The organism is Pseudomonas frederiksbergensis (assembly GCF_001952935.1).
Classification (GTDB): Bacteria; Pseudomonadota; Gammaproteobacteria; order Pseudomonadales; family Pseudomonadaceae; genus Aquipseudomonas; species Aquipseudomonas frederiksbergensis.
Genome location: NZ_CP018319.1, coordinates 2,694,950 through 2,712,064, shown reverse-complemented (window position 1 = coordinate 2,712,064; position 17,115 = coordinate 2,694,950). Strand labels below are relative to the sequence as shown.

Annotated in this window: 16 protein-coding genes, 1 other RNA gene and 1 pseudogene; 10 read left to right on the top strand and 8 right to left on the bottom strand. The window is 60.0% G+C overall.

The features are described from left to right. Positions 1 to 162 precede the first annotated feature (162 nt). The 5 genes from PFAS1_RS12510 to PFAS1_RS12490 all read right to left on the bottom strand — a co-directional run bounded on the left by PFAS1_RS12510 (position 163) and on the right by PFAS1_RS12490 (position 5,829). Entirely contained in the window at positions 163 to 1,167 is a 1,005-nt protein-coding gene (locus PFAS1_RS12510; protein WP_074871821.1) for an extracellular solute-binding protein, read from the bottom strand. 234 nt (positions 1,168 to 1,401) lie between these two features. Then, complete coding sequence (locus tag PFAS1_RS12505; RefSeq protein ID WP_198044980.1) at positions 1,402 to 2,619, bottom strand: 2-octaprenyl-3-methyl-6-methoxy-1,4-benzoquinol hydroxylase; 1,218 nt, start codon at positions 2,617 to 2,619, stop codon at positions 1,402 to 1,404. A gap of 103 nt (positions 2,620 to 2,722) precedes the next feature. Next, positions 2,723 to 3,910, bottom strand: a complete 1,188-nt coding sequence (ubiH, locus tag PFAS1_RS12500) for a 2-octaprenyl-6-methoxyphenyl hydroxylase (protein ID WP_076029354.1) — start codon at positions 3,908 to 3,910, stop codon at positions 2,723 to 2,725. Continuing rightward, positions 3,907 to 5,241 carry a Xaa-Pro aminopeptidase gene (gene pepP, locus PFAS1_RS12495; RefSeq protein WP_076029353.1) on the bottom strand — a complete coding sequence of 445 codons (1,335 nt, stop codon included), beginning with the start codon at positions 5,239 to 5,241 and terminating at the stop codon, positions 3,907 to 3,909. The genes ubiH and pepP overlap by 4 nt, the downstream gene beginning before the upstream one ends. A gap of 27 nt (positions 5,242 to 5,268) precedes the next feature. Beyond that, positions 5,269 to 5,829 (bottom strand): YecA/YgfB family protein, encoded by a 561-nt coding sequence (locus PFAS1_RS12490; RefSeq protein ID WP_074871828.1) that lies wholly within the window; start codon positions 5,827 to 5,829, stop codon positions 5,269 to 5,271. A gap of 128 nt (positions 5,830 to 5,957) precedes the next feature. Here PFAS1_RS12490 and PFAS1_RS12485 point away from each other — a divergent pair, with 128 nt between their 5' ends. From PFAS1_RS12485 to PFAS1_RS12470, 4 genes are all read left to right on the top strand, one after another. After that, positions 5,958 to 6,167 carry a TIGR02449 family protein gene (locus PFAS1_RS12485; RefSeq protein WP_007942437.1) on the top strand — a complete coding sequence of 70 codons (210 nt, stop codon included), beginning with the start codon at positions 5,958 to 5,960 and terminating at the stop codon, positions 6,165 to 6,167. Then, positions 6,164 to 6,481 carry a cell division protein ZapA gene (locus PFAS1_RS12480; protein WP_007942435.1) on the top strand — a complete coding sequence of 106 codons (318 nt, stop codon included), beginning with the start codon at positions 6,164 to 6,166 and terminating at the stop codon, positions 6,479 to 6,481. The genes PFAS1_RS12485 and PFAS1_RS12480 overlap by 4 nt, the downstream gene beginning before the upstream one ends. A gap of 30 nt (positions 6,482 to 6,511) precedes the next feature. Continuing rightward, positions 6,512 to 6,690, top strand: a non-coding RNA gene (ssrS, locus tag PFAS1_RS12475) — 6S RNA. Positions 6,691 to 6,775: 85 nt separating this feature from the next. Continuing rightward, complete coding sequence (locus tag PFAS1_RS12470; protein WP_074871830.1) at positions 6,776 to 7,381, top strand: 5-formyltetrahydrofolate cyclo-ligase; 606 nt, start codon at positions 6,776 to 6,778, stop codon at positions 7,379 to 7,381. A gap of 34 nt (positions 7,382 to 7,415) precedes the next feature. On the opposite strand, the gene PFAS1_RS29495 is transcribed toward PFAS1_RS12470, so the two are convergent. Then, on the bottom strand, positions 7,416 to 7,568 hold the full coding sequence (locus PFAS1_RS29495) for a hypothetical protein (protein WP_008024268.1): 153 nt from the start codon (positions 7,566 to 7,568) through the stop codon (positions 7,416 to 7,418). Positions 7,569 to 7,768: 200 nt separating this feature from the next. On the opposite strand from PFAS1_RS29495, the gene PFAS1_RS12465 reads away from it, so the two are divergent. The 4 genes and pseudogenes from PFAS1_RS12465 to PFAS1_RS12450 all read left to right on the top strand — a co-directional run bounded on the left by PFAS1_RS12465 (position 7,769) and on the right by PFAS1_RS12450 (position 13,153). Continuing rightward, positions 7,769 to 8,218: an EVE domain-containing protein gene (locus tag PFAS1_RS12465; protein ID WP_076029352.1), complete on the top strand. Its 450-nt coding sequence runs from the start codon at positions 7,769 to 7,771 to the stop codon at positions 8,216 to 8,218. 132 nt (positions 8,219 to 8,350) lie between these two features. Next, positions 8,351 to 9,315, top strand: a pseudogene (locus tag PFAS1_RS12460) (HlyD family secretion protein). Further along, entirely contained in the window at positions 9,312 to 12,035 is a 2,724-nt protein-coding gene (gene rbbA / locus PFAS1_RS12455; protein ID WP_076029351.1) for a ribosome-associated ATPase/putative transporter RbbA, read from the top strand. Before PFAS1_RS12460 ends, rbbA begins: the two are co-directional and overlap by 4 nt. Beyond that, positions 12,035 to 13,153 carry an ABC transporter permease gene (locus PFAS1_RS12450; RefSeq protein WP_076029350.1) on the top strand — a complete coding sequence of 373 codons (1,119 nt, stop codon included), beginning with the start codon at positions 12,035 to 12,037 and terminating at the stop codon, positions 13,151 to 13,153. The genes rbbA and PFAS1_RS12450 overlap by 1 nt, the downstream gene beginning before the upstream one ends. 78 nt (positions 13,154 to 13,231) lie before the next feature. On the opposite strand, the gene PFAS1_RS12445 is transcribed toward PFAS1_RS12450, so the two are convergent. Next, positions 13,232 to 13,639 (bottom strand): flagellar basal body-associated protein FliL, encoded by a 408-nt coding sequence (locus tag PFAS1_RS12445; protein ID WP_076029349.1) that lies wholly within the window; start codon positions 13,637 to 13,639, stop codon positions 13,232 to 13,234. A gap of 150 nt (positions 13,640 to 13,789) precedes the next feature. Here PFAS1_RS12445 and PFAS1_RS12440 point away from each other — a divergent pair, with 150 nt between their 5' ends. Beyond that, complete coding sequence (locus PFAS1_RS12440; RefSeq protein WP_074871841.1) at positions 13,790 to 14,767, top strand: NADPH:quinone oxidoreductase family protein; 978 nt, start codon at positions 13,790 to 13,792, stop codon at positions 14,765 to 14,767. Positions 14,768 to 15,086: 319 nt separating this feature from the next. Next, positions 15,087 to 16,436, top strand: a complete 1,350-nt coding sequence (gene glpT, locus PFAS1_RS12435) for a glycerol-3-phosphate transporter (RefSeq protein ID WP_074871843.1) — start codon at positions 15,087 to 15,089, stop codon at positions 16,434 to 16,436. Here glpT and PFAS1_RS12430 read toward each other — a convergent pair. Further along, positions 16,412 to 17,080 carry a gamma-glutamylcyclotransferase gene (locus tag PFAS1_RS12430; protein ID WP_076029348.1) on the bottom strand — a complete coding sequence of 223 codons (669 nt, stop codon included), beginning with the start codon at positions 17,078 to 17,080 and terminating at the stop codon, positions 16,412 to 16,414. The two genes, glpT and PFAS1_RS12430, sit on opposite strands and share 25 nt — an antisense overlap. Positions 17,081 to 17,115 lie beyond the last annotated feature (35 nt).

Genomic DNA, 17,115 nt, shown 5'->3' with positions numbered 1-17,115 from the left:
TTTGTGGCGAGGGAGCTTGCTCCCGCTCGGGTGCGAAGCAGCCGCAGGAGGTTATCAGATCATCTCGATCCTGACCTGTCGACGCCAACGGGGCCGCTTCGCAGGCCAGCGGGAGCAAGCTACCTCGCCACAGGTAGCCGCTCGCCACAATAACGGTGGGGGTCAGTTCCAGCCAGCCCGATCCATCATGCGAATCGCTTCAGCCTGACGCTTGCCGGCAATTTCCACAGGCAACGTATCAGCCACAAACTTGCCCCAGCCCGCCACTTCTGCAGAAGGTTGAACCGCAGGGTTGGCCGGGAATTCCTGGTTCACGTCAGCGAAAATCTTCTGCGCTTCAGGCGTGGTCATCCACTCTACCAGCGCCTTGGCGGCTTCCGGGTGCGGGGCGTGTTTGGTCAGGCCGATGCCCGACAGGTTCACGTGCACGCCACGGTCACCCTGGTTTGGCCAGAACAGCTTCACCGGCAGGTCTGGCTTCTGCTTGTGCAGGCGACCGTAGTAATAGGTATTGACGATACCGACGTCGCATTGACCCGCGTTGATGGCTTCCAGCACCGCGACGTCATCGGAGAACACATCGGTGGACAGGTTATTCACCCAGCCCTTGAGAATTTTCTCGGTTTTGTCGGCGCCATGGACTTCGATCATGGTGGCGGTCAGGGACTGGTTGTAGACCTTCTTCGACGTGCGCAGGCACAGGCGGCCTTCCCACTGCTTGTCTGCCAGCGCCTCGTAGGTGGTCAACTCACCGGGTTTCACCCGATCGGTGGAGTAAGCGATGGTCCGCGCCCGCAGGCTCAGGCCAGTCCAGGCATGGGCGGATGAGCGGTATTGCAGCGGGATGTTGGCGTCGATCACCTTGGAGGTGAACGGTTGCAGGATGCCCATTTGCTCGGCCTGCCAGAGGTTGCCGGCATCGACGGTCAGCAGCAGATCCGCAGTGGCGTTCTCGCCCTCGGCCTTGATCCGCTGCATCAGCGGCGCTTCCTTGTCGGTGATGAACTTCACCTGCACACCGGTTTTTGCGGTGTAGGCATCGAAGACCGGCTTGATCAGCTCGTCGATACGCGAGGAATAAACCACCACCTCGTCAGCGGCCTGGGCCGCAGTGCTACCAATCAGGGTCAGGGCGAGCGCGGTCAATAGACGCTTCGGTACCAACATGGGAGCGATCCTCGATTGAAAAAATGAAGCCAAATGATATGGACTCACATTTACCTTCTCAATCGAACAGTTGGTGGAGACGTTACCAGATGTTGCACGGAACCATGAACAATGTGGCGAGGGGGCTTGCCCCCGTTCGAGCGCGAAGCGGTCGCAAATCGAAATGCAAGGTTTGTCTGAAGATATGCCGGGGCTGCTTCGCAACCCAACGGGGGCAAGCCCCCTCGCCACAGGTCAGGCTTTGGCCAACGCGGGCAGATCCCCGGTCAACCCCAGCGCCTCACGCACGAACAGCGCCTTGGCTTCGGGCATTTGCTCGACCATCTTCAGCCCGGCATTGCGCAACCAGCGAATCGGCAACGGATCGGCCTGGAACAGGCGCTCGAAGCCTTCCATCGCCGCCATCAACGCCAGGTTATGGGGCATTCGCCGACGTTCGTAACGGCTGAGCACTTTCACATCCGCCAGACGCTCGCCACGCGTGGCCGCCTGCAACAGCACTTCGGCCAGCACGGCAGCATCGAGAAAACCCAGGTTCACGCCCTGCCCGGCCAATGGGTGAATGGTGTGCGCCGCATCACCGATCAACGCCAAACCTTCAGCCACATAACGCTTGGCATGACGCTGGCGCAGCGGTACGCACAGGCGCGGGTCGGCGCTGACCACCTCGCCCAGTCGGCCTTCGAAGGCCCGTTCCAGTTCTTTGCAGAATCCCTCGTCATCCAGCGCCATCAGGCGTTCGGCTTCGCTCGGGGTGGTCGACCAGACGATCGAACACCAATCCTGCTGACCATCACGCTCCAGCGGCAAGAACGCCAGCGGACCGTTGTCGGTGAAGCGCTGCCACGCGGTCAGTTGATGAGGTTTGGCGCTGCGCACGCTAGTGACAATCGCGTGGTGCATGTAGTCCCACTCGCGCGTCGCCATGCCGGTCAGACGCCGAACGGCGGAATTGGCGCCATCCGCTGCGATCACCAAAGGTGCGCGCAAGGTGCGGCCATCGGCCAGGGTCAGCAACCAGTCATCGCCGGAACGACGCATTTGCTCCAGGCGCGCATTGGCCAACATGCCGAGATCGCAGTCGTGCAGGCGGTCGAGCAAGGCGTCCTGAACCACGCGGTTCTCGACGATATGCCCCAGCACGTCGGCATGCACACTGGCCGCCGAGAAATGGATTTGCCCGGTGCCGCTGCCGTCCCAGACCTGCATGTCGGTGTAGGGGCTGCTGCGCCGTTTGGCGATGCCGTCCCAGACGCCCAGACGATCAAGAATCCGCTGGCTGGCAATCGATAAGGCGCTGACTCGCGGCTCGAACGAAGCCTGAGCATCGAAGGGTTTGACGCTCAGGGGGCTGCCGTCCAGCAGCAGGACTTCCAGCCCGCTGTCCTGCAACGCCAGCGCCAGGGCGCTGCCGACCATTCCGGCCCCGACAATCAGCAGATCTGCGCGCATTTCCATGCTTTAAGCCTGTCTCGCTTGCGGCTTGAGCCGCCTAAAAAGGGATTTAACCAAAGTGCCCGCGCCGAGGTACGGCGGGTAGCAGCTGCCGAACCACTTAAGCATCGGGACGCGTACCCAGCCCCATGGCCTGACGCGCGAACCAGCGTTTGGCCGGCGGCAACAGGTCCAGCCCGAGCAGGCCGATGTTGCGGCCCAGGGAAACCAACGGTTGAGTGCTGCCGAACAAACGGGTGACCTGATCGGAGAAACCCACGGTCAGGTTCTGGTCCAGACGCTGACGCTCGCGGTAGGCCTGCAAGGTCGCAAAGTCGCCAGGAGATGTTTCGCTGCCCAGCAACGCATCGGCCAGCGCTTGAGCATCACGCAAAGACAGGTTGAAACCTTGCCCGGCAATTGGGTGCAGGCTGTGGGCAGCATTGCCGAGAATCGCCAGGTGCGGACGCACCTGCTCTTCGGCCTCGATCAATGTCAGCGGGTACAAGTGCCGCGCGCCCACCTGCTTCAAAGTGCCGAGGCGATAACCGAACACGCCTTGCAACTCGCTGAGGAAGCTCTTTTCATCGAGGGCAGCCAGCCGTTGCGCGTCCATCCCCAATCGGGTCCAGACCAGTGCGCAGCGGTTTTCCGGCAACGGCAACAAGGCCATCGGCCCGTCATCGGTGAAACGCTCGAAGGCCATGCCGTTGTGCGCTTCACTCGGCGTGATGTTGGCAATCAACGCGCTCTGGTTATACGGGCGCTTTTTGATGCCGATCCCCAGTTGCTCGCGCAGGCCGGAACGGCCGCCATCAGCCAGCACCGCAAGATCGCATTCCAGAGTGGTTTCGTCGTTGAGGGTCAGGCGATAGCCATCGATCAGCGGCTCCATGCGCGTGACTTCCGCCGGGCAACGCCAGCTGATCACGTCCTTGTCCAGCCCCTGCCAGAGGCATTGGCCGAGCCAGGCGTTTTCCACCACATAACCCAGCGCCGGAACGCCCTCTTCCATCGCCGACAATCGCGCGGTGGAGAAGCGTCCACGGTCGGAGACATGAATCTGTTTGATCGGCTCGGCGCGGCGAGAGATTTCCTGCCACGCGCCCAGCCGTTGATAAATCTGCTTGGCACCGTAGGACAACGCCGAGGAACGGGCGTCATAGCTCGGTTGATAAGTATCGCCGGGGGCGAACGGTTCGATCAGCACGATCTTCCAGCCACGAGCCTTGGCCCCGGCTTGCAACGCCAACGCCAGGCTGGCGCCGACCAGACCACCACCGATGATTGCCAGATTGACTCGACTCATGCCGCTTGTGTCCGCGCGGCGGCCATCAAGGCCTCGATCTCGGCGACCGTTTTCGGTACGCCTTTGGTCAGGATTTCACAGCCGGTTTTGGTGACCACTACGTCGTCCTCGATGCGCACGCCAATGCCGCGCCATTTTTTCGCTACGTTCTGGTTGCCCGGGGCAATGTAGATGCCCGGTTCCACGGTCAGCGCCATGCCGACTTCCAATACACGCCATTCGCCGCCGACCTTGTATTCGCCGACATCATGCACATCCATGCCCAGCCAGTGGCCGGCGCGGTGCATGTAGAACGCTTTATAGGCTTCGCTGGCGATCAACTCGTCGACGTCGCCCTGCAACAGGCCCAACTTTACCAGACCGGTGGTAATCACCCGGACCGTGGCTTCGTGGGCCTGATTCCAGTGTTTGTCCGGGGCAATTTCCGCAAACGCAGCTTCTTGCGACGCCAGCACCAACTCGTAGATTGCTTTCTGTTCCGCTGAATACTTGCCGTTGACCGGCCAGGTGCGGGTGATGTCGCTGGCGTAGCAGTCGATCTCGCAACCGGCGTCGATCAATACCAGATCGCCGTCCTTGAGCACCGCGTCATTCTGCTGGTAATGCAGGATGCAGCTGTTGCGCCCAGCGGCGACGATCGAGCCGTAGGCCGGCATTTTCGCCCCGCCCTTGCGGAACTCGTAGTCGAGTTCGGCTTCGAGGCTGAACTCATGCAGCCCCACACGACTGGCCTGCATCGCGCGGATGTGCGCCTGGGCGGAAATCCGTGCGGCTTCGCGCATCACCTTCACTTCTGCCGCCGATTTATACAGGCGCATGTCGTGAAGCAGGTGATCCAGGGCAACGAATTCGTTCGGCGGCTGGGCGCCGAGGTGCGCTTTAGAGCGGATCACGTTGATCCAGTCCATCAGGTGGCGGTCGAATTCCGGATTGCTGCCCATGGCCGAATAAACCCGGTCGCGACCTTCGATCAGGCCCGGCAAGATGTCGTCGATGTCGGTGATGGGGAAGGCGTCGTCGGCGCCAAAGTCGCGAATCGCGCCTTCCTGCCCGGCGCGCAGGCCGTCCCACAACTCCCGTTCGGCATTGCGTTCACGGCAGAACAGAATGTATTCGCCGTGCAGACGCCCAGGCATCAAAACGATGACCGCCTGAGGCTCGGGAAAACCGCTGAGGTACTGGAAGTCGCTGTCCTGACGGTAGACGTGCTCGACGTCGCGGTTGCGGATCGCAACGGCGGCGGCGGGCAGGATGGCGATGCTGTTGGGTTCCATCTGCGCCATCAGGGCCTTGCGGCGACGGCTGTATTCCGATTTCGGGATATGAATCATGGGCAGATGGCTTTCCCTGGCACGCGATTAATGCAACGACGGCTTGGCGGCAGCCGGCGCGTCCGGCTTTTTGCTTTCGGTGAACAGCAGCAGCGGCGCGACGCGCAGGTACTCCATCACTTCCATGTAATCGCTTTCGCCGTCGTCGGACTCTTCCAGGGCGTCTTGCACCTGTGAAATAGCCGCCAGGTCCTGAAGCACTTCGGTGGCCTCGGTGCTCAGCATGCTGCTGTCACGGCAGTTCAGGCCAAAACCGCTGAGGAAACCCTGGCACCATTGGCCCAGTGCGGCGGCACGGTCGGCCAGTGGCTCGTCATCGGTCGGCAGCAGCAGAACGACGGTCACGTCGTCGCCGGTGAGCTCGCCTTTGACCATTTCCTGCAAGCCGATCAGGGCGTTGCGGACATTATCCTGCGGCTCGCTCTCGAGCAGTTCGGCGGCATCGACCAGCCAGCCTTCGGCATCGAAACCGGCACCGGCGCAACTGCGGCCGAGCAACAGGCCATGCAGTTCGGCAGGCGAGACGTTATGACCGCTGGAAGTCAGCAGTTTGGCGAAGGCTTGGTACGGGGAATTCTGAATGGGCATGGGCAGCTAGGCGCCAGACGGCGCTATGTCTAGAATGAAGGCCTTGTATCCTACATCGACAGACTCGCCAAGACTATTAAAGGCTGTCCGCCAGCTACCACTCATCAGACTCAAATTCAGTGGACACAATGGAAGACACCGACCTGCAAGCGCTGATGGCCAGACTCGAACTGCTAATTAGCCGCGTCGAGCAACTAAAGAGTCAAAACGGACTCCTATTAGCTCAGGAAAAGACCTGGCGCGAGGAACGCGCTCACCTCATTGAAAAGAACGAAATCGCCCGGCGTAAGGTCGAATCAATGATTTCGCGCCTCAAGGCCCTGGAGCAAGACTCATGAGTTCAAGCAATAGCGTTACCGTGCAGATCCTCGATAAAGAATATTCGATCATCTGCCCCCAGGAAGAGCGCAGCAACCTGGTGAGCGCCGCCCGTTACCTGGACGGCAAGATGCGCGAAATCCGCAGCAGCGGCAAAGTCATCGGCGCCGATCGCATCGCCGTGATGGCCGCCCTGAACATCACCCACGATCTTCTGCACAAGGAAGAACGCCCGGATGTACAGGCCAGCGGCTCGACCCGGGAGCAGGTTCGCGACCTGCTGGATCGCGTCGATCTGGTGCTCGCAACCGATCCGGACGTCACCAAGGGCTGAAACGCGAAACCGCTTGGGGTATACTCGCATCACTCCCTGGGGTGCTTGCCAGTTGACCACGTCCCTGAGCCGATTCGCACTACCCTGGAAGTTGCACGTTGGGCTGGTGTGCATGTCCGCTAGACGGAAAGCCTTAAAGCCTACTGCATCTTCCACCTTGAACTTTCGGGTTCAAGGGCTAAGTCAGCAGCGGTTCATCCGGGGAGCCTGATTCCAGTCCGATGCCGGTTTAAATACCGGCATCGGCTTTTTTACGGGTACGCTTTACGTACTTGCCCTTCTGAAGCCGAATTCATGACCGAACCTGCGCTGCTGCCCCGCCCGCAACTTCGACGCATGCTGCGCAAGGCCCGCCGCGCACTGACTCCCAGTCAGCAGCGCCAGGCCGCTCGCGGGCTGTACAAGCAACTGGCCCAGCAGCCGTTGTTTCGCCGCGCAAAACATATCTCCCTGTATCTGCCCACCGACGGTGAAATCGACCCGCGCATTTTGCTGCGTGCCGCTCAACGTCGGGGCAAGGCGACGTATCTGCCGGTACTCAGCGCCTGGCCACGAACCAAAATGGTGTTCCAGCGAATTCGCCCCGGCGAAAAACTCAAACCCAACCGCTTCCGTATTCTCGAACCCCGGCACAACCTCGCCCGGCAACGCAAAGTCTGGGCGCTCGATCTGGTGTTGTTGCCATTGGTGGGATTTGACGATGTCGGCGGACGCCTGGGCATGGGCGGTGGTTTTTATGATCGAAGCCTGGCGTACCTGGCACGACGTAAAAACTGGCGCAAGCCGACGCTATTGGGGCTGGCCCATGAATGTCAGAAGGTCGAACGATTGGCTCAAGCGAGCTGGGATGTGCCGTTACAGGGAACGGTGACAGACAAGGCGCGGTATTTCGCCGGCTAGACGCCACTGGAATCAGCGGCGCCCGAAGACAGGTTCAGCGCTTGAACGCCGACGGCTGTTGTTGCTGCGCGATTTCGATCGGTGCGTCGGTCTTGTTGCTCCACAGGCTTTGGGCATAGCCGGTAGTCACGACGCCGAGGCCGAACAAAATAACCAAAATCCATAGTAAATCCGGTTTGCGTTTCATCGATTGCCCCCCAAAGGCACATCAACACGATGACAGCAGCGGTTTCCGTTTCAGGTGTAGGCCGTGCAGCAGCGTCAAGCTTAGAAGGCCGGCATTTTGCGACAACGTGAACCGACACGCAAACGCTGGCGTCAACCGACCGTCGGTTTGTCATAAAATCCCCGGACAACTTGCCCACCACTTCGCAAGGAGCAAAAACCATGGCTTATTGGCTAATGAAATCCGAGCCGGACGAGCTCTCGATCAAGGGCCTGGAGACGCTCGGCAAGGCGCGCTGGGACGGGGTTCGCAACTACCAGGCGCGTAATTTTCTGCGGGCCATGGCCGTAGGCGACGAGTTTTTCTTCTATCACTCAAGCTGCCCCGAACCGGGGATCGCCGGGATCGGAAAGATCGTCGAAGCCGCGTATCCGGACCCGACGGCGCTGGAGCCGGAGAGCCCTTACTACGATCCGAAGGCCACGCCAGAGAAAAACGCCTGGAGCGCGATCGATGTCGCGCATGTCGAGACGTTTCCCAAGGTGCTTAAGCTGGATTATCTGAAACAGCAGGCGGCGCTGGCCGAGATGCCGCTGGTGCAGAAAGGTTCGCGACTGTCGGTGATGCCGGTGACTAACGCGCAATGGGCTGCGGTGCTCGATTTACGTTAAATACAGCAGAACCACCCGGTCACCCTCTTTTTTGCACCGAACAGGGTTAGGCTTGGTCCTCAGTTGACTGGTATCAACGCGCCTCGGTGTTTGATCAACCAGACTAGGACGCAACAGCCGCAGGATGCCCGCATGTCTACGCACAGCCGCTCTTCGATTTTTTTCGCCAGCGCTTTAATGGTACTGCTGCTGGCCGCCGGTGGTTTTGGCTACTGGAAGTCGATGCATGACCGGTTGCCCGAAGGTTTGTATGTCGGCAACGGCCGTCTCGAAGCCACCGAAGTGCAAATCGCCAGCAAGACATCGGGCCGACTGGCAGAGGTGCTTGTCGATGAAGGCGACAAGGTCACCAAGGGCCAACTGCTGGCCCGCATGGACACCCGCACCCTTGAAGCCCAACGCCACCAGGCCGAAGCTGAAGTGTTGCGCGCCCGGGAAAACCTCAACGCAGCACAAGCCAACGTGCAATTGCGCCAGAGCGAGCAATTGCTGGCCCGGCAGGAACTCAAGCGCTCTCAGGAACTGTTCAAACACGGTTTCGTCAGTGGCCAGATTATCGATCAACAGCAGGCGCGCCTCGACACCTGCATCGCGTCGGTCGCCGCGTCTCGAGCCCAGGTATCGGCCGTTGGCGCCGCGATTGGTGCGGCACAAGCCCAAGTCGCGATGTTGACCAGCGAAATCGACGACAGCAGTTTGCGAGCCCCTATCGACGGAGTGATCCAGCTGCGCATGGCCGAAGCCGGTGAGGTATTGGGGGCTGGCGGACGCGTATTACTGCTGATCGACCCGAACGATCAATACATGAACCTCTACCTCCCGGCCTCCGTGACTGGACGCCTGGCGGTGGGCGATGAAGCGCGGATTTTGCTCGATGCTCTGCCCGACCGCCCCCTGCCGGCAAAAATCAGCTTTGTGGCAGCCAAGTCGCAATTCACCCCAAAGAAGTCGAGACCCGCGATGAGCGGCAAAAACTGGTGTTCCGCGTCAAGTTACACCTGACGGATCCCAGGGCACTGCCGCAAGCCAAACCCGGCATGCCCGGTGCCGGCTATGTGCGCACCACCTCCGTTGCCTGGCCGGCCAATCTGCAATGACCGGCCAGGCGGTTCAAGCGACCGGCATCAATCATCGCTACGGCAAACAACAGGCGCTAAGTGACATCACGTTCAGCCTGCCCGCTGGAACCCGTTGCGGATTGATCGGCCCCGATGGCGCTGGAAAATCGAGTCTGCTTGGGCTTATCGCCGGGGTGAAAACGCTGCAGCAGGGCCATTTGGAAGTGCTCGGCGGCTCGATCCAGGATCGCCACCATCGCAATACCCTCTATGCGCGCATCGCCTTCATGCCCCAAGGCTTGGGGGGCAACCTTTACCCCGAGTTGTCGATCAGCGAGAACATCCACTTTTTCGCCACCCTGTTCGGCCTGTCAAAAGCTGAATGCGATCAGCGCATGCACAATCTGTTATTGGCCACCGACCTGTTGCGCTTTGCCGACCGCCCGGCCGGCAAACTGTCCGGCGGCATGAAACAGAAGCTGGGCCTGTGCTGTGCGTTGATCCATGAGCCGGATCTGCTGATCCTTGATGAACCGACAACCGGCGTCGATCCCCTGTCCCGTCGGCATTTCTGGGAACTGATTGACGATGTGCGGCGCCAGCGTTCACAACTGACACTGCTGGTTGCCACCGCGTATATGGAGGAGGCCGAGCAGTTCGAGCATTGCCTGATGCTCGATGACGGCAAGCTGATTGCCACCGGGTTAAGCAAGGAATTACGGGCAGTCACAACCAGCGGCAAACTCGACGAAGCCTTCACCCACTATCAGGGCGACAGCAGCCACGACAATCAGCCTCTGGTGATCCCGCCTCGAACCGGCACCACCACCGATATCGCTATCGAAGCCCACGATCTGACCTTGCGCTTCGGCGACTTCACTGCTGTAGACAAGGTCAGTTTTGCCATCGGTCATGGCGAAATCTTTGGCTTTCTCGGTTCCAATGGCTGCGGCAAAACCACCACAATGAAAGTCCTCACCGGGCTGATACCCGCCAGTGAAGGCAGTGCCACGCTGCTGGGCAATCCGGTGAATGCCAAGGACCTGGCCACCCGCAAACGGGTCGGGTTCATGTCCCAGAGCTTTTCGCTGTATGGCGAACTCAGCGTGCGGCAGAACCTGGATTTGCACGCACGCCTGTTCGACTTGCCCAAAACCCAAAGCACACAACGCATCGATGAGCTGATCCAGCGCTTCAATCTGGGCAGCGTTTGCGATCAGCAGTCCGGGGCGCTGCCTTTGGGCTTGCGTCAACGCCTGTCCCTGGCGGTGGCGGTGTTGCATCGCCCGGAAGTATTGATCCTCGACGAACCGACTTCCGGCGTCGACCCGGCGGCGCGGGACGACTTTTGGCGACTGCTGATCGAGTTGTCCCGTGAACAAGGTGTGACCATCTTCCTCTCCACCCATTTCATGAACGAAGCCCAACGTTGCGATCGCATCTCGTTGATGCATGCCGGTAAGGTGCTGGCTTGCGATACGCCGCCAGCACTGCAACAACAGTTCAAAGGCGAAACACTGGAAGCTGCATTTGTCACATGCCTGGAGCAAGCCCAGGACACCCCTGAACCGCCGAAACCTCCAGATTCTGCGAATGCGCCCGTCATGCCGGCCATGCCCAAGAAAGACCGCGGCTTCAGTCTCGGACGCCTGATGGCGGTAGCAAGTCGTGAGGGTAAGGAACTGCTGCGCGACAAAGTGCGGATGGCCTTTGCCCTGCTCGGGGCAATTTTCATGATGGTGATCTTCGGCTACGGCATTTCCCTGGACGTAGAGAAACTCGCCTTCGCCGTCTACGATCAGGATCAGACGCCGCAGAGCCGCGCGTATCTGGAAGCCTTTCGCGGCTCTCGGTACTTCGACGAACAACCCTCTATCCGCGATGCCAAAGAGCTGCATCGCCGCCTTCAGCGCTCTGAAATCAAACTGGCACTTGAGATTGCGCCGGGTTTTGGCCGGGACTTGTACGCCGGGCGTCAACCGGTCGTGGCTGCCTGGCTCGATGGTGGCATGCCGTTTCGCGCCGAGACCAGCCGCAACTACGTCGAGGCCGTGCACCTGGCCAATATTGAACAACTGGCCGAACAGAGCAGCCCCGCGCTGAACCGCCAAGCAGCCGCCCGACTGGAAACCCGCTTCCGCTACAACCAGGACGTGGTCAGCGTCAACGCCATCGGCCCTGGCGTCATGGCGCTGATCCTGGCGTTCATCCCGGCCATGCTGACAGCGCTGGGCATCGTACGGGAGAAAGAACTGGGTTCGATCACCAACTTCTACGCCACGCCGCTGACCCGACTCGAGTTCCTGCTGGGCAAACAGGTACCGTATCTGGCAGTCAGCCTGGTCAACCTCGCGGTACTGGTCGCCATGAACCGGTGGCTGTTCGGTGTACCGTTCAAGGGCAGCTTCCTGACCCTGACCTTTGGTGGACTGCTTTATGTGCTGGCAACTACCAGCATGGGCCTGTTGATCTCGGCGTTCACCCGAACCCAGATCGCTGCCATCCTCGGCACCATGATCATCACCAGCTTGCCGACCATCCAGTTTTCCGGGCTGATTGTGCCGCGCTCGTCCCTGGAGGGTGCGGCATCCGTGATGGGCATGCTGTTCCCCGCGGGTCACTTTCTCGATATCGCGGTAGGCACTTTCACCAAGGCCCTGGACATACGACAGCTTTGGCCACAATGCCTGGCGCTGTTCGGGTTCTTTCTCGGATTCACCGGGCTCAGCCTGGTCATGCTGAAAAAGCAGGAGGCCTGATGCACAAGCTCGCGCACATCCTGCGCCTGGGTCTCAAGGAACTCACCAGCCTGCGGCATGACAGCGTCCTGCTGCTGTTCCTCTTCTACGCCTTCACGGTGGCGATCTATATGCCGGCTGCCGGCTCGGTGATTGGCGTGCATAACGCCAGCGTGGCTATCGTGGACGAAGATCACAGCCTAGTGTCGCGACAACTGGCGCAGGCACTGCAACCGCCGGAGTTTCAACGCCCGGTCTTGCTGCCTTATGGGCAACTCGATCAGGTCATGGACAGCGGCCAGTACACGTTTGTGATCAACGTGCCGGCGAACTTTCAGACGGATTTGTTGGCCGGTCGCCAGCCTGCCGTGCAAGTGAATGTCGACGCCACAGCCATGAGCCAGGCGTTCATGGGCGCGGGTTACATAGGGCGGATTTTCCAGCGCGAATTGTTGAATTACAGCGGCCAGAGCGATGTGGCGAGTAAAGCGCCAGTCCTGCTGACCACCCGCTCGCTATTCAATACAAATCTGGAGGGCGGCTGGTTTCTGGCTGTCATTCAGATCGTCAACAACATCACCATCCTCGCCATCATCCTGACCGGCACGGCGCTGCTGCGCGAGCGCGAACACGGCACCCTCGACCATTTGCTGGTGCTGCCGCTGACAGCGCTGGAAATCATGCTGGCGAAAATCTGGAGCAACATGCTGGTGGTGGTGCTGTGCACCTGGCTGTCGCTGGAAGTGATCGTCAAAGGCGCGCTCGGCGTGCCGCTGGCCGGCTCGATGACCTTATTTTTGCTGGTGACCGCGGTTTATCTGTTCGCCAGCACAGCCCTGGGGATATTCCTCGCGACCCTCGCCCGCTCGACACCGCAGTTCGGCTTGTTGGCGATTCCGGTAATTATCCCGATGTTGCTGCTATCTGGTGGCAGTACGCCACTCGACAGCATGCCGCAATGGCTACAATGGGTGATGCAGGGTTCGCCATCGACGCACTTCGTCAGCCTCAGCGCCGCGATACTGTTTCGCGACGCCGGGTTGAGCGTGGTCTGGCCGGACTTACTGGCGCTCACGGTCATTGGGCTGCTGTTCTTTGCGATTGCGCTAATGCGGTTTCGCAAGAGTCTGGCGTCCTGAATGCAGGAGCACGGCTTGCCGGCGATGGCGGTCTTGTGGGCGCTATCGCGAGCAAGCTTTGCTCCTACAGATCCAGCATTACTGGATGATCAGGTTGTTGAACAACAAATCCTCAACCACCGGCTGGCCGGTTTCGTCGCTCATGATTTGCTGGGTCTGCTTGAGGGCTTCCTGACGCAGCTTTTCCTTGGCCTCGACGTTGTTCATCGCTTCAGTGGTCTGCTGGGCAAACAACGCCACCAGTTGATTACGAATCAACGGTTCGTTGGCTTTCACCAGTTTGGTCGCCTCTTCACCGGTCACTCGCAACGCCACATCGGCCTTGTAGACCTTGAGCTTCGGCGTCCCGTCCAGCCCGTAATTGCCCACGAACGGCGGGCTCAGGGTGATGTAATTGACCTTCGGCGCTGCACCTTCTTTGGCTTCTTCGGCCATCGCTGCCACAGGCAGAGACAGGGCCAGCAACAACATGATCCACGCTTTCACAATTCGCTCCTTATCCGGTTTGCGGCCTAGCATAACGACCCGCCGCTCAAGCACAAGCTTATGGCTGACTATCAGGGCCGGGCATGCTCGTTGACCCATCGACTCACACACCTACACTTATCGGCCATCACTCCCAAAGGAATAGCCCTGATGAAAGCCGTGCTGTGCAAAGCCTTCGGCCCTGCCGAATCGCTGGTGCTGGAAGACGTCGCCAGTCCTGTCGCGAAGAAGAATGAAATCCTGCTGGACGTGCACGCCGCCGGGGTGAATTTCCCGGACACGCTGATCATCGAGGGCAAATATCAGTTCAAGCCGCCCTTCCCGTTTTCCCCGGGCGGCGAAGCGGCTGGCGTGGTCAGCCAAGTAGGCGAAAAGGTCAGCCACCTCAAGGTCGGCGACCGGGTCATGGCGCTGACCGGTTGGGGCAGTTTCGCCGAACAGGTCGCGGTGCCGGGCTACAACGTGCTGCCCATTCCGCCATCGATGGATTTCAACACCGCCGCCGCGTTCAGCATGACTTATGGCACTTCGATGCACGCGCTCAAGCAACGGGGAAACCTGCAACCGGGTGAAACCTTGCTGGTACTCGGCGCGTCCGGGGGTGTCGGCCTGGCCGCCGTGGAAATCGGAAAAGCCATGGGCGCCCGCGTGATCGCCGCCGCCAGCAGCGCCGAAAAACTCGCAGTAGCCAAGGCCGCCGGTGCCGATGAGTTGATCAACTACAGCGAAACCAGTCTCAAGGACGAAATCAAGCGCCTGACCGATGGCCAGGGCGCCGACGTGATCTACGACCCGGTCGGTGGCGATCTGTTCGACCAGGCCATCCGCGCCATCGCGTGGAATGGCCGCCTGCTGGTTGTCGGCTTCGCCAGCGGACGCATCCCCGAACTCCCCGTGAACCTCGCGCTGCTCAAAGGCGCAGCGGTGATCGGCGTGTTCTGGGGCTCATTCGCCCAGCGCCAGCCTCAAGACAACGCGGCGAACTTCCAGCAATTGTTTGGCTGGTTCGCCGAGGGCAAGTTGAAGCCGTTGGTGTCGCAAGTGTATCCACTGAGCAATGCGGGGCAGGCGATCAATGATCTTGGCCAGCGCAAAGCGGTCGGGAAAGTGGTGGTTCAGGTTCGCTGAGCCCAATGCAGCGGTCTGGACTTCAAATGAAGTTGTTCAGACCGCTTTTTATTGTCCTGGGAACAAAACGCCACGACTTCCCATACACACGAAGGACATTTCCCAAAGCCTCGTCCTACCCTGGACCGAAATGCGGCACGTAGATCTGCAAGTAACCTTTCCCACAACGCCCTACATTTATACCTGAGCGACATGTTCATAAAAGAACATGCAATCTCCAGCATTTCCGCTATTTGGCCGATGCGAACCGGTGCTATTTTCGGTAACGAAACTGTAACATTCGCATCCGCAGTCAAAACAAGAAATCTGGAGCTCTTGAATGTTTGCTTTCTTTCGTCCTGCCGCACATCAGGCTCCATTGCCTGAAGAAAAAATAGACAACACCTACCGACGCCTTCGCTGGCAGATCTTCGCCGGTATTTTTATCGGTTATGCCGGCTATTACCTGCTGCGCAAAAACTTCTCCCTGGCCATGCCCTATCTGATCGAAGAGGGCTATACCCGCGGCGAGTTGGGCCTGGCGCTGTCGGCCATTGCCATTGCCTATGGCCTTTCCAAGTTCCTGATGGGCATTGTGTCCGACCGTTCCAATCCGCGTTTCTTCCTGCCCTTCGGCCTGTTGGTATCGGCCGGTGTGATGTTCATTTTCGGCTTCGCGCCCTGGGCGACGTCCAGCGTGACCATCATGTTCATCCTGCTCTTTATCAATGGCTGGGCCCAGGGTATGGGCTGGCCGCCGAGTGGGCGGACGATGGTGCACTGGTGGTCGCAGAAGGAACGCGGTGGAGTAGTGTCCTTGTGGAACGTGGCGCATAACGTCGGTGGCGGCCTGATCGGCCCGCTGTTCCTGCTCGGCATGGGCCTGTTCAATGATTGGCACGCAGCGTTTTACGTGCCGGCGGCGGTCGCCATGGCGGTGGCGGTGTTTGCCTTCGTCACCATGCGCGACACCCCGCAATCGGTGGGCCTGCCGCCGATCGAGAAGTACAAGAACGACTATCCGGAAGGCTACGACGCCAGCCACGAAGAAGAATTCAGCGCCAAGGAAATCTTCGTCAAGTACGTGCTGCGCAACAAAATGCTCTGGTACATCGCCCTGGCCAACGTCTTCGTCTACCTGTTGCGCTACGGCGTGCTGGACTGGGCACCGACCTACCTCAAGGAAGCCAAGGGCTTCACTGTGGATAAAACCTCGTGGGCCTACTTCTTCTACGAATGGGCAGGTATTCCGGGCACGCTGCTCTGTGGCTGGATGTCGGACAAGATCTTCCGTGGCAACCGTGGCCTGACCGGCATGGTGTTCATGGCTTTGGTGACCGTGGCGACCCTGGTGTACTGGCTCAACCCGGCCGGCAACCCGACAGTCGACATGATCGCGCTCGTCTCGATCGGCTTCCTGATTTACGGCCCGGTGATGCTGATCGGCCTGCAAGCGCTGGAATTGGCGCCGAAGAAAGCCGCCGGTACGGCAGCGGGCTTCACGGGTCTGTTCGGTTATCTGGGGGGTTCGGTCGCGGCCAGTGCAGCGATGGGCTACACCGTGGACCACTTCGGCTGGGATGGCGGTTTCGTGCTGCTGATCGGCGCATGCTTACTGGCGATGGCGTTCCTGGCGCCGACGCTGTGGCACAAACAAGTCGCCAGTCAGAGCCGCGAAGCAATCGCCTGATCGGTTTTTGATTTGCAGCGCTTGAGCCGCGCCTCCAGATTCCGGTCTGGCATGGCGTGGCTACGCAGGGCGTGGGCGGTCTGCTCGACATAATCGCGAGTGGTGCCGTAACGCCCGCAAGCGTTTTCGAACACGTGGCTCAGCACGTGATCCGGCAAGTTGCCCGCATAGCTGGGCAGATGCCGCTCCAATACAAAACCCAACGCCTGAACCTGACTTCCGTCTTCAAGACGGCAGTTGAGCCAGTGTGGGCGATAGGACGGGAATGGCATTTCGCGCTGCCAAAGTGCGTAAAGAGAGGCTTCAAGTTGTTCTTCAGGCAAGCGATAGGCGAAGCCGCTGCAAGAACCACCGCGATCCAGGCCGAATACCAGCCCAGGCACTTCGGGTGTGCCGCGATGTTCGTGGGACCATAAATACAAACCGCGATGGTAGCCATGCACACGACCCCGCACTCGCTCCACCGCTGCACATTCAGGACGCCAGATCAGCGAACCGTAAGCGAACAGCCACACCGGCCCGCCCTTGTGGCGCGCCATGGTCGACTGCATTGAGTTGATCAATTGTTCGTGCGTGAGCTGCGGCCCCAGATCGAGCCGCGGAGGGTAAGCCAGATTCAAAAAAGCAGATTCAATGGCGCTCATGGCGATTAGCGTTCAGCTCCCCGCGGGTGAAGAAT

Coding starts and splice junctions, on each gene's coding strand:
- PFAS1_RS12510 (WP_074871821.1), bottom strand. CDS start 1,167: ATGTTGGTACCGAAGCGTCTATTGACCGCGCTCGCCCTGACCCTGATT.
- PFAS1_RS12505 (WP_198044980.1), bottom strand. CDS start 2,619: ATGCGCGCAGATCTGCTGATTGTCGGGGCCGGAATGGTCGGCAGCGCC.
- ubiH (WP_076029354.1), bottom strand. CDS start 3,910: ATGAGTCGAGTCAATCTGGCAATCATCGGTGGTGGTCTGGTCGGCGCC.
- pepP (WP_076029353.1), bottom strand. CDS start 5,241: ATGATTCATATCCCGAAATCGGAATACAGCCGTCGCCGCAAGGCCCTG.
- PFAS1_RS12490 (WP_074871828.1), bottom strand. CDS start 5,829: ATGCCCATTCAGAATTCCCCGTACCAAGCCTTCGCCAAACTGCTGACT.
- PFAS1_RS12485 (WP_007942437.1), top strand. CDS start 5,958: ATGGAAGACACCGACCTGCAAGCGCTGATGGCCAGACTCGAACTGCTA.
- PFAS1_RS12480 (WP_007942435.1), top strand. CDS start 6,164: ATGAGTTCAAGCAATAGCGTTACCGTGCAGATCCTCGATAAAGAATAT.
- PFAS1_RS12470 (WP_074871830.1), top strand. CDS start 6,776: ATGACCGAACCTGCGCTGCTGCCCCGCCCGCAACTTCGACGCATGCTG.
- PFAS1_RS29495 (WP_008024268.1), bottom strand. CDS start 7,568: ATGAAACGCAAACCGGATTTACTATGGATTTTGGTTATTTTGTTCGGC.
- PFAS1_RS12465 (WP_076029352.1), top strand. CDS start 7,769: ATGGCTTATTGGCTAATGAAATCCGAGCCGGACGAGCTCTCGATCAAG.
- rbbA (WP_076029351.1), top strand. CDS start 9,312: ATGACCGGCCAGGCGGTTCAAGCGACCGGCATCAATCATCGCTACGGC.
- PFAS1_RS12450 (WP_076029350.1), top strand. CDS start 12,035: ATGCACAAGCTCGCGCACATCCTGCGCCTGGGTCTCAAGGAACTCACC.
- PFAS1_RS12440 (WP_074871841.1), top strand. CDS start 13,790: ATGAAAGCCGTGCTGTGCAAAGCCTTCGGCCCTGCCGAATCGCTGGTG.
- glpT (WP_074871843.1), top strand. CDS start 15,087: ATGTTTGCTTTCTTTCGTCCTGCCGCACATCAGGCTCCATTGCCTGAA.
- PFAS1_RS12430 (WP_076029348.1), bottom strand. CDS start 17,080: ATGAGCGCCATTGAATCTGCTTTTTTGAATCTGGCTTACCCTCCGCGG.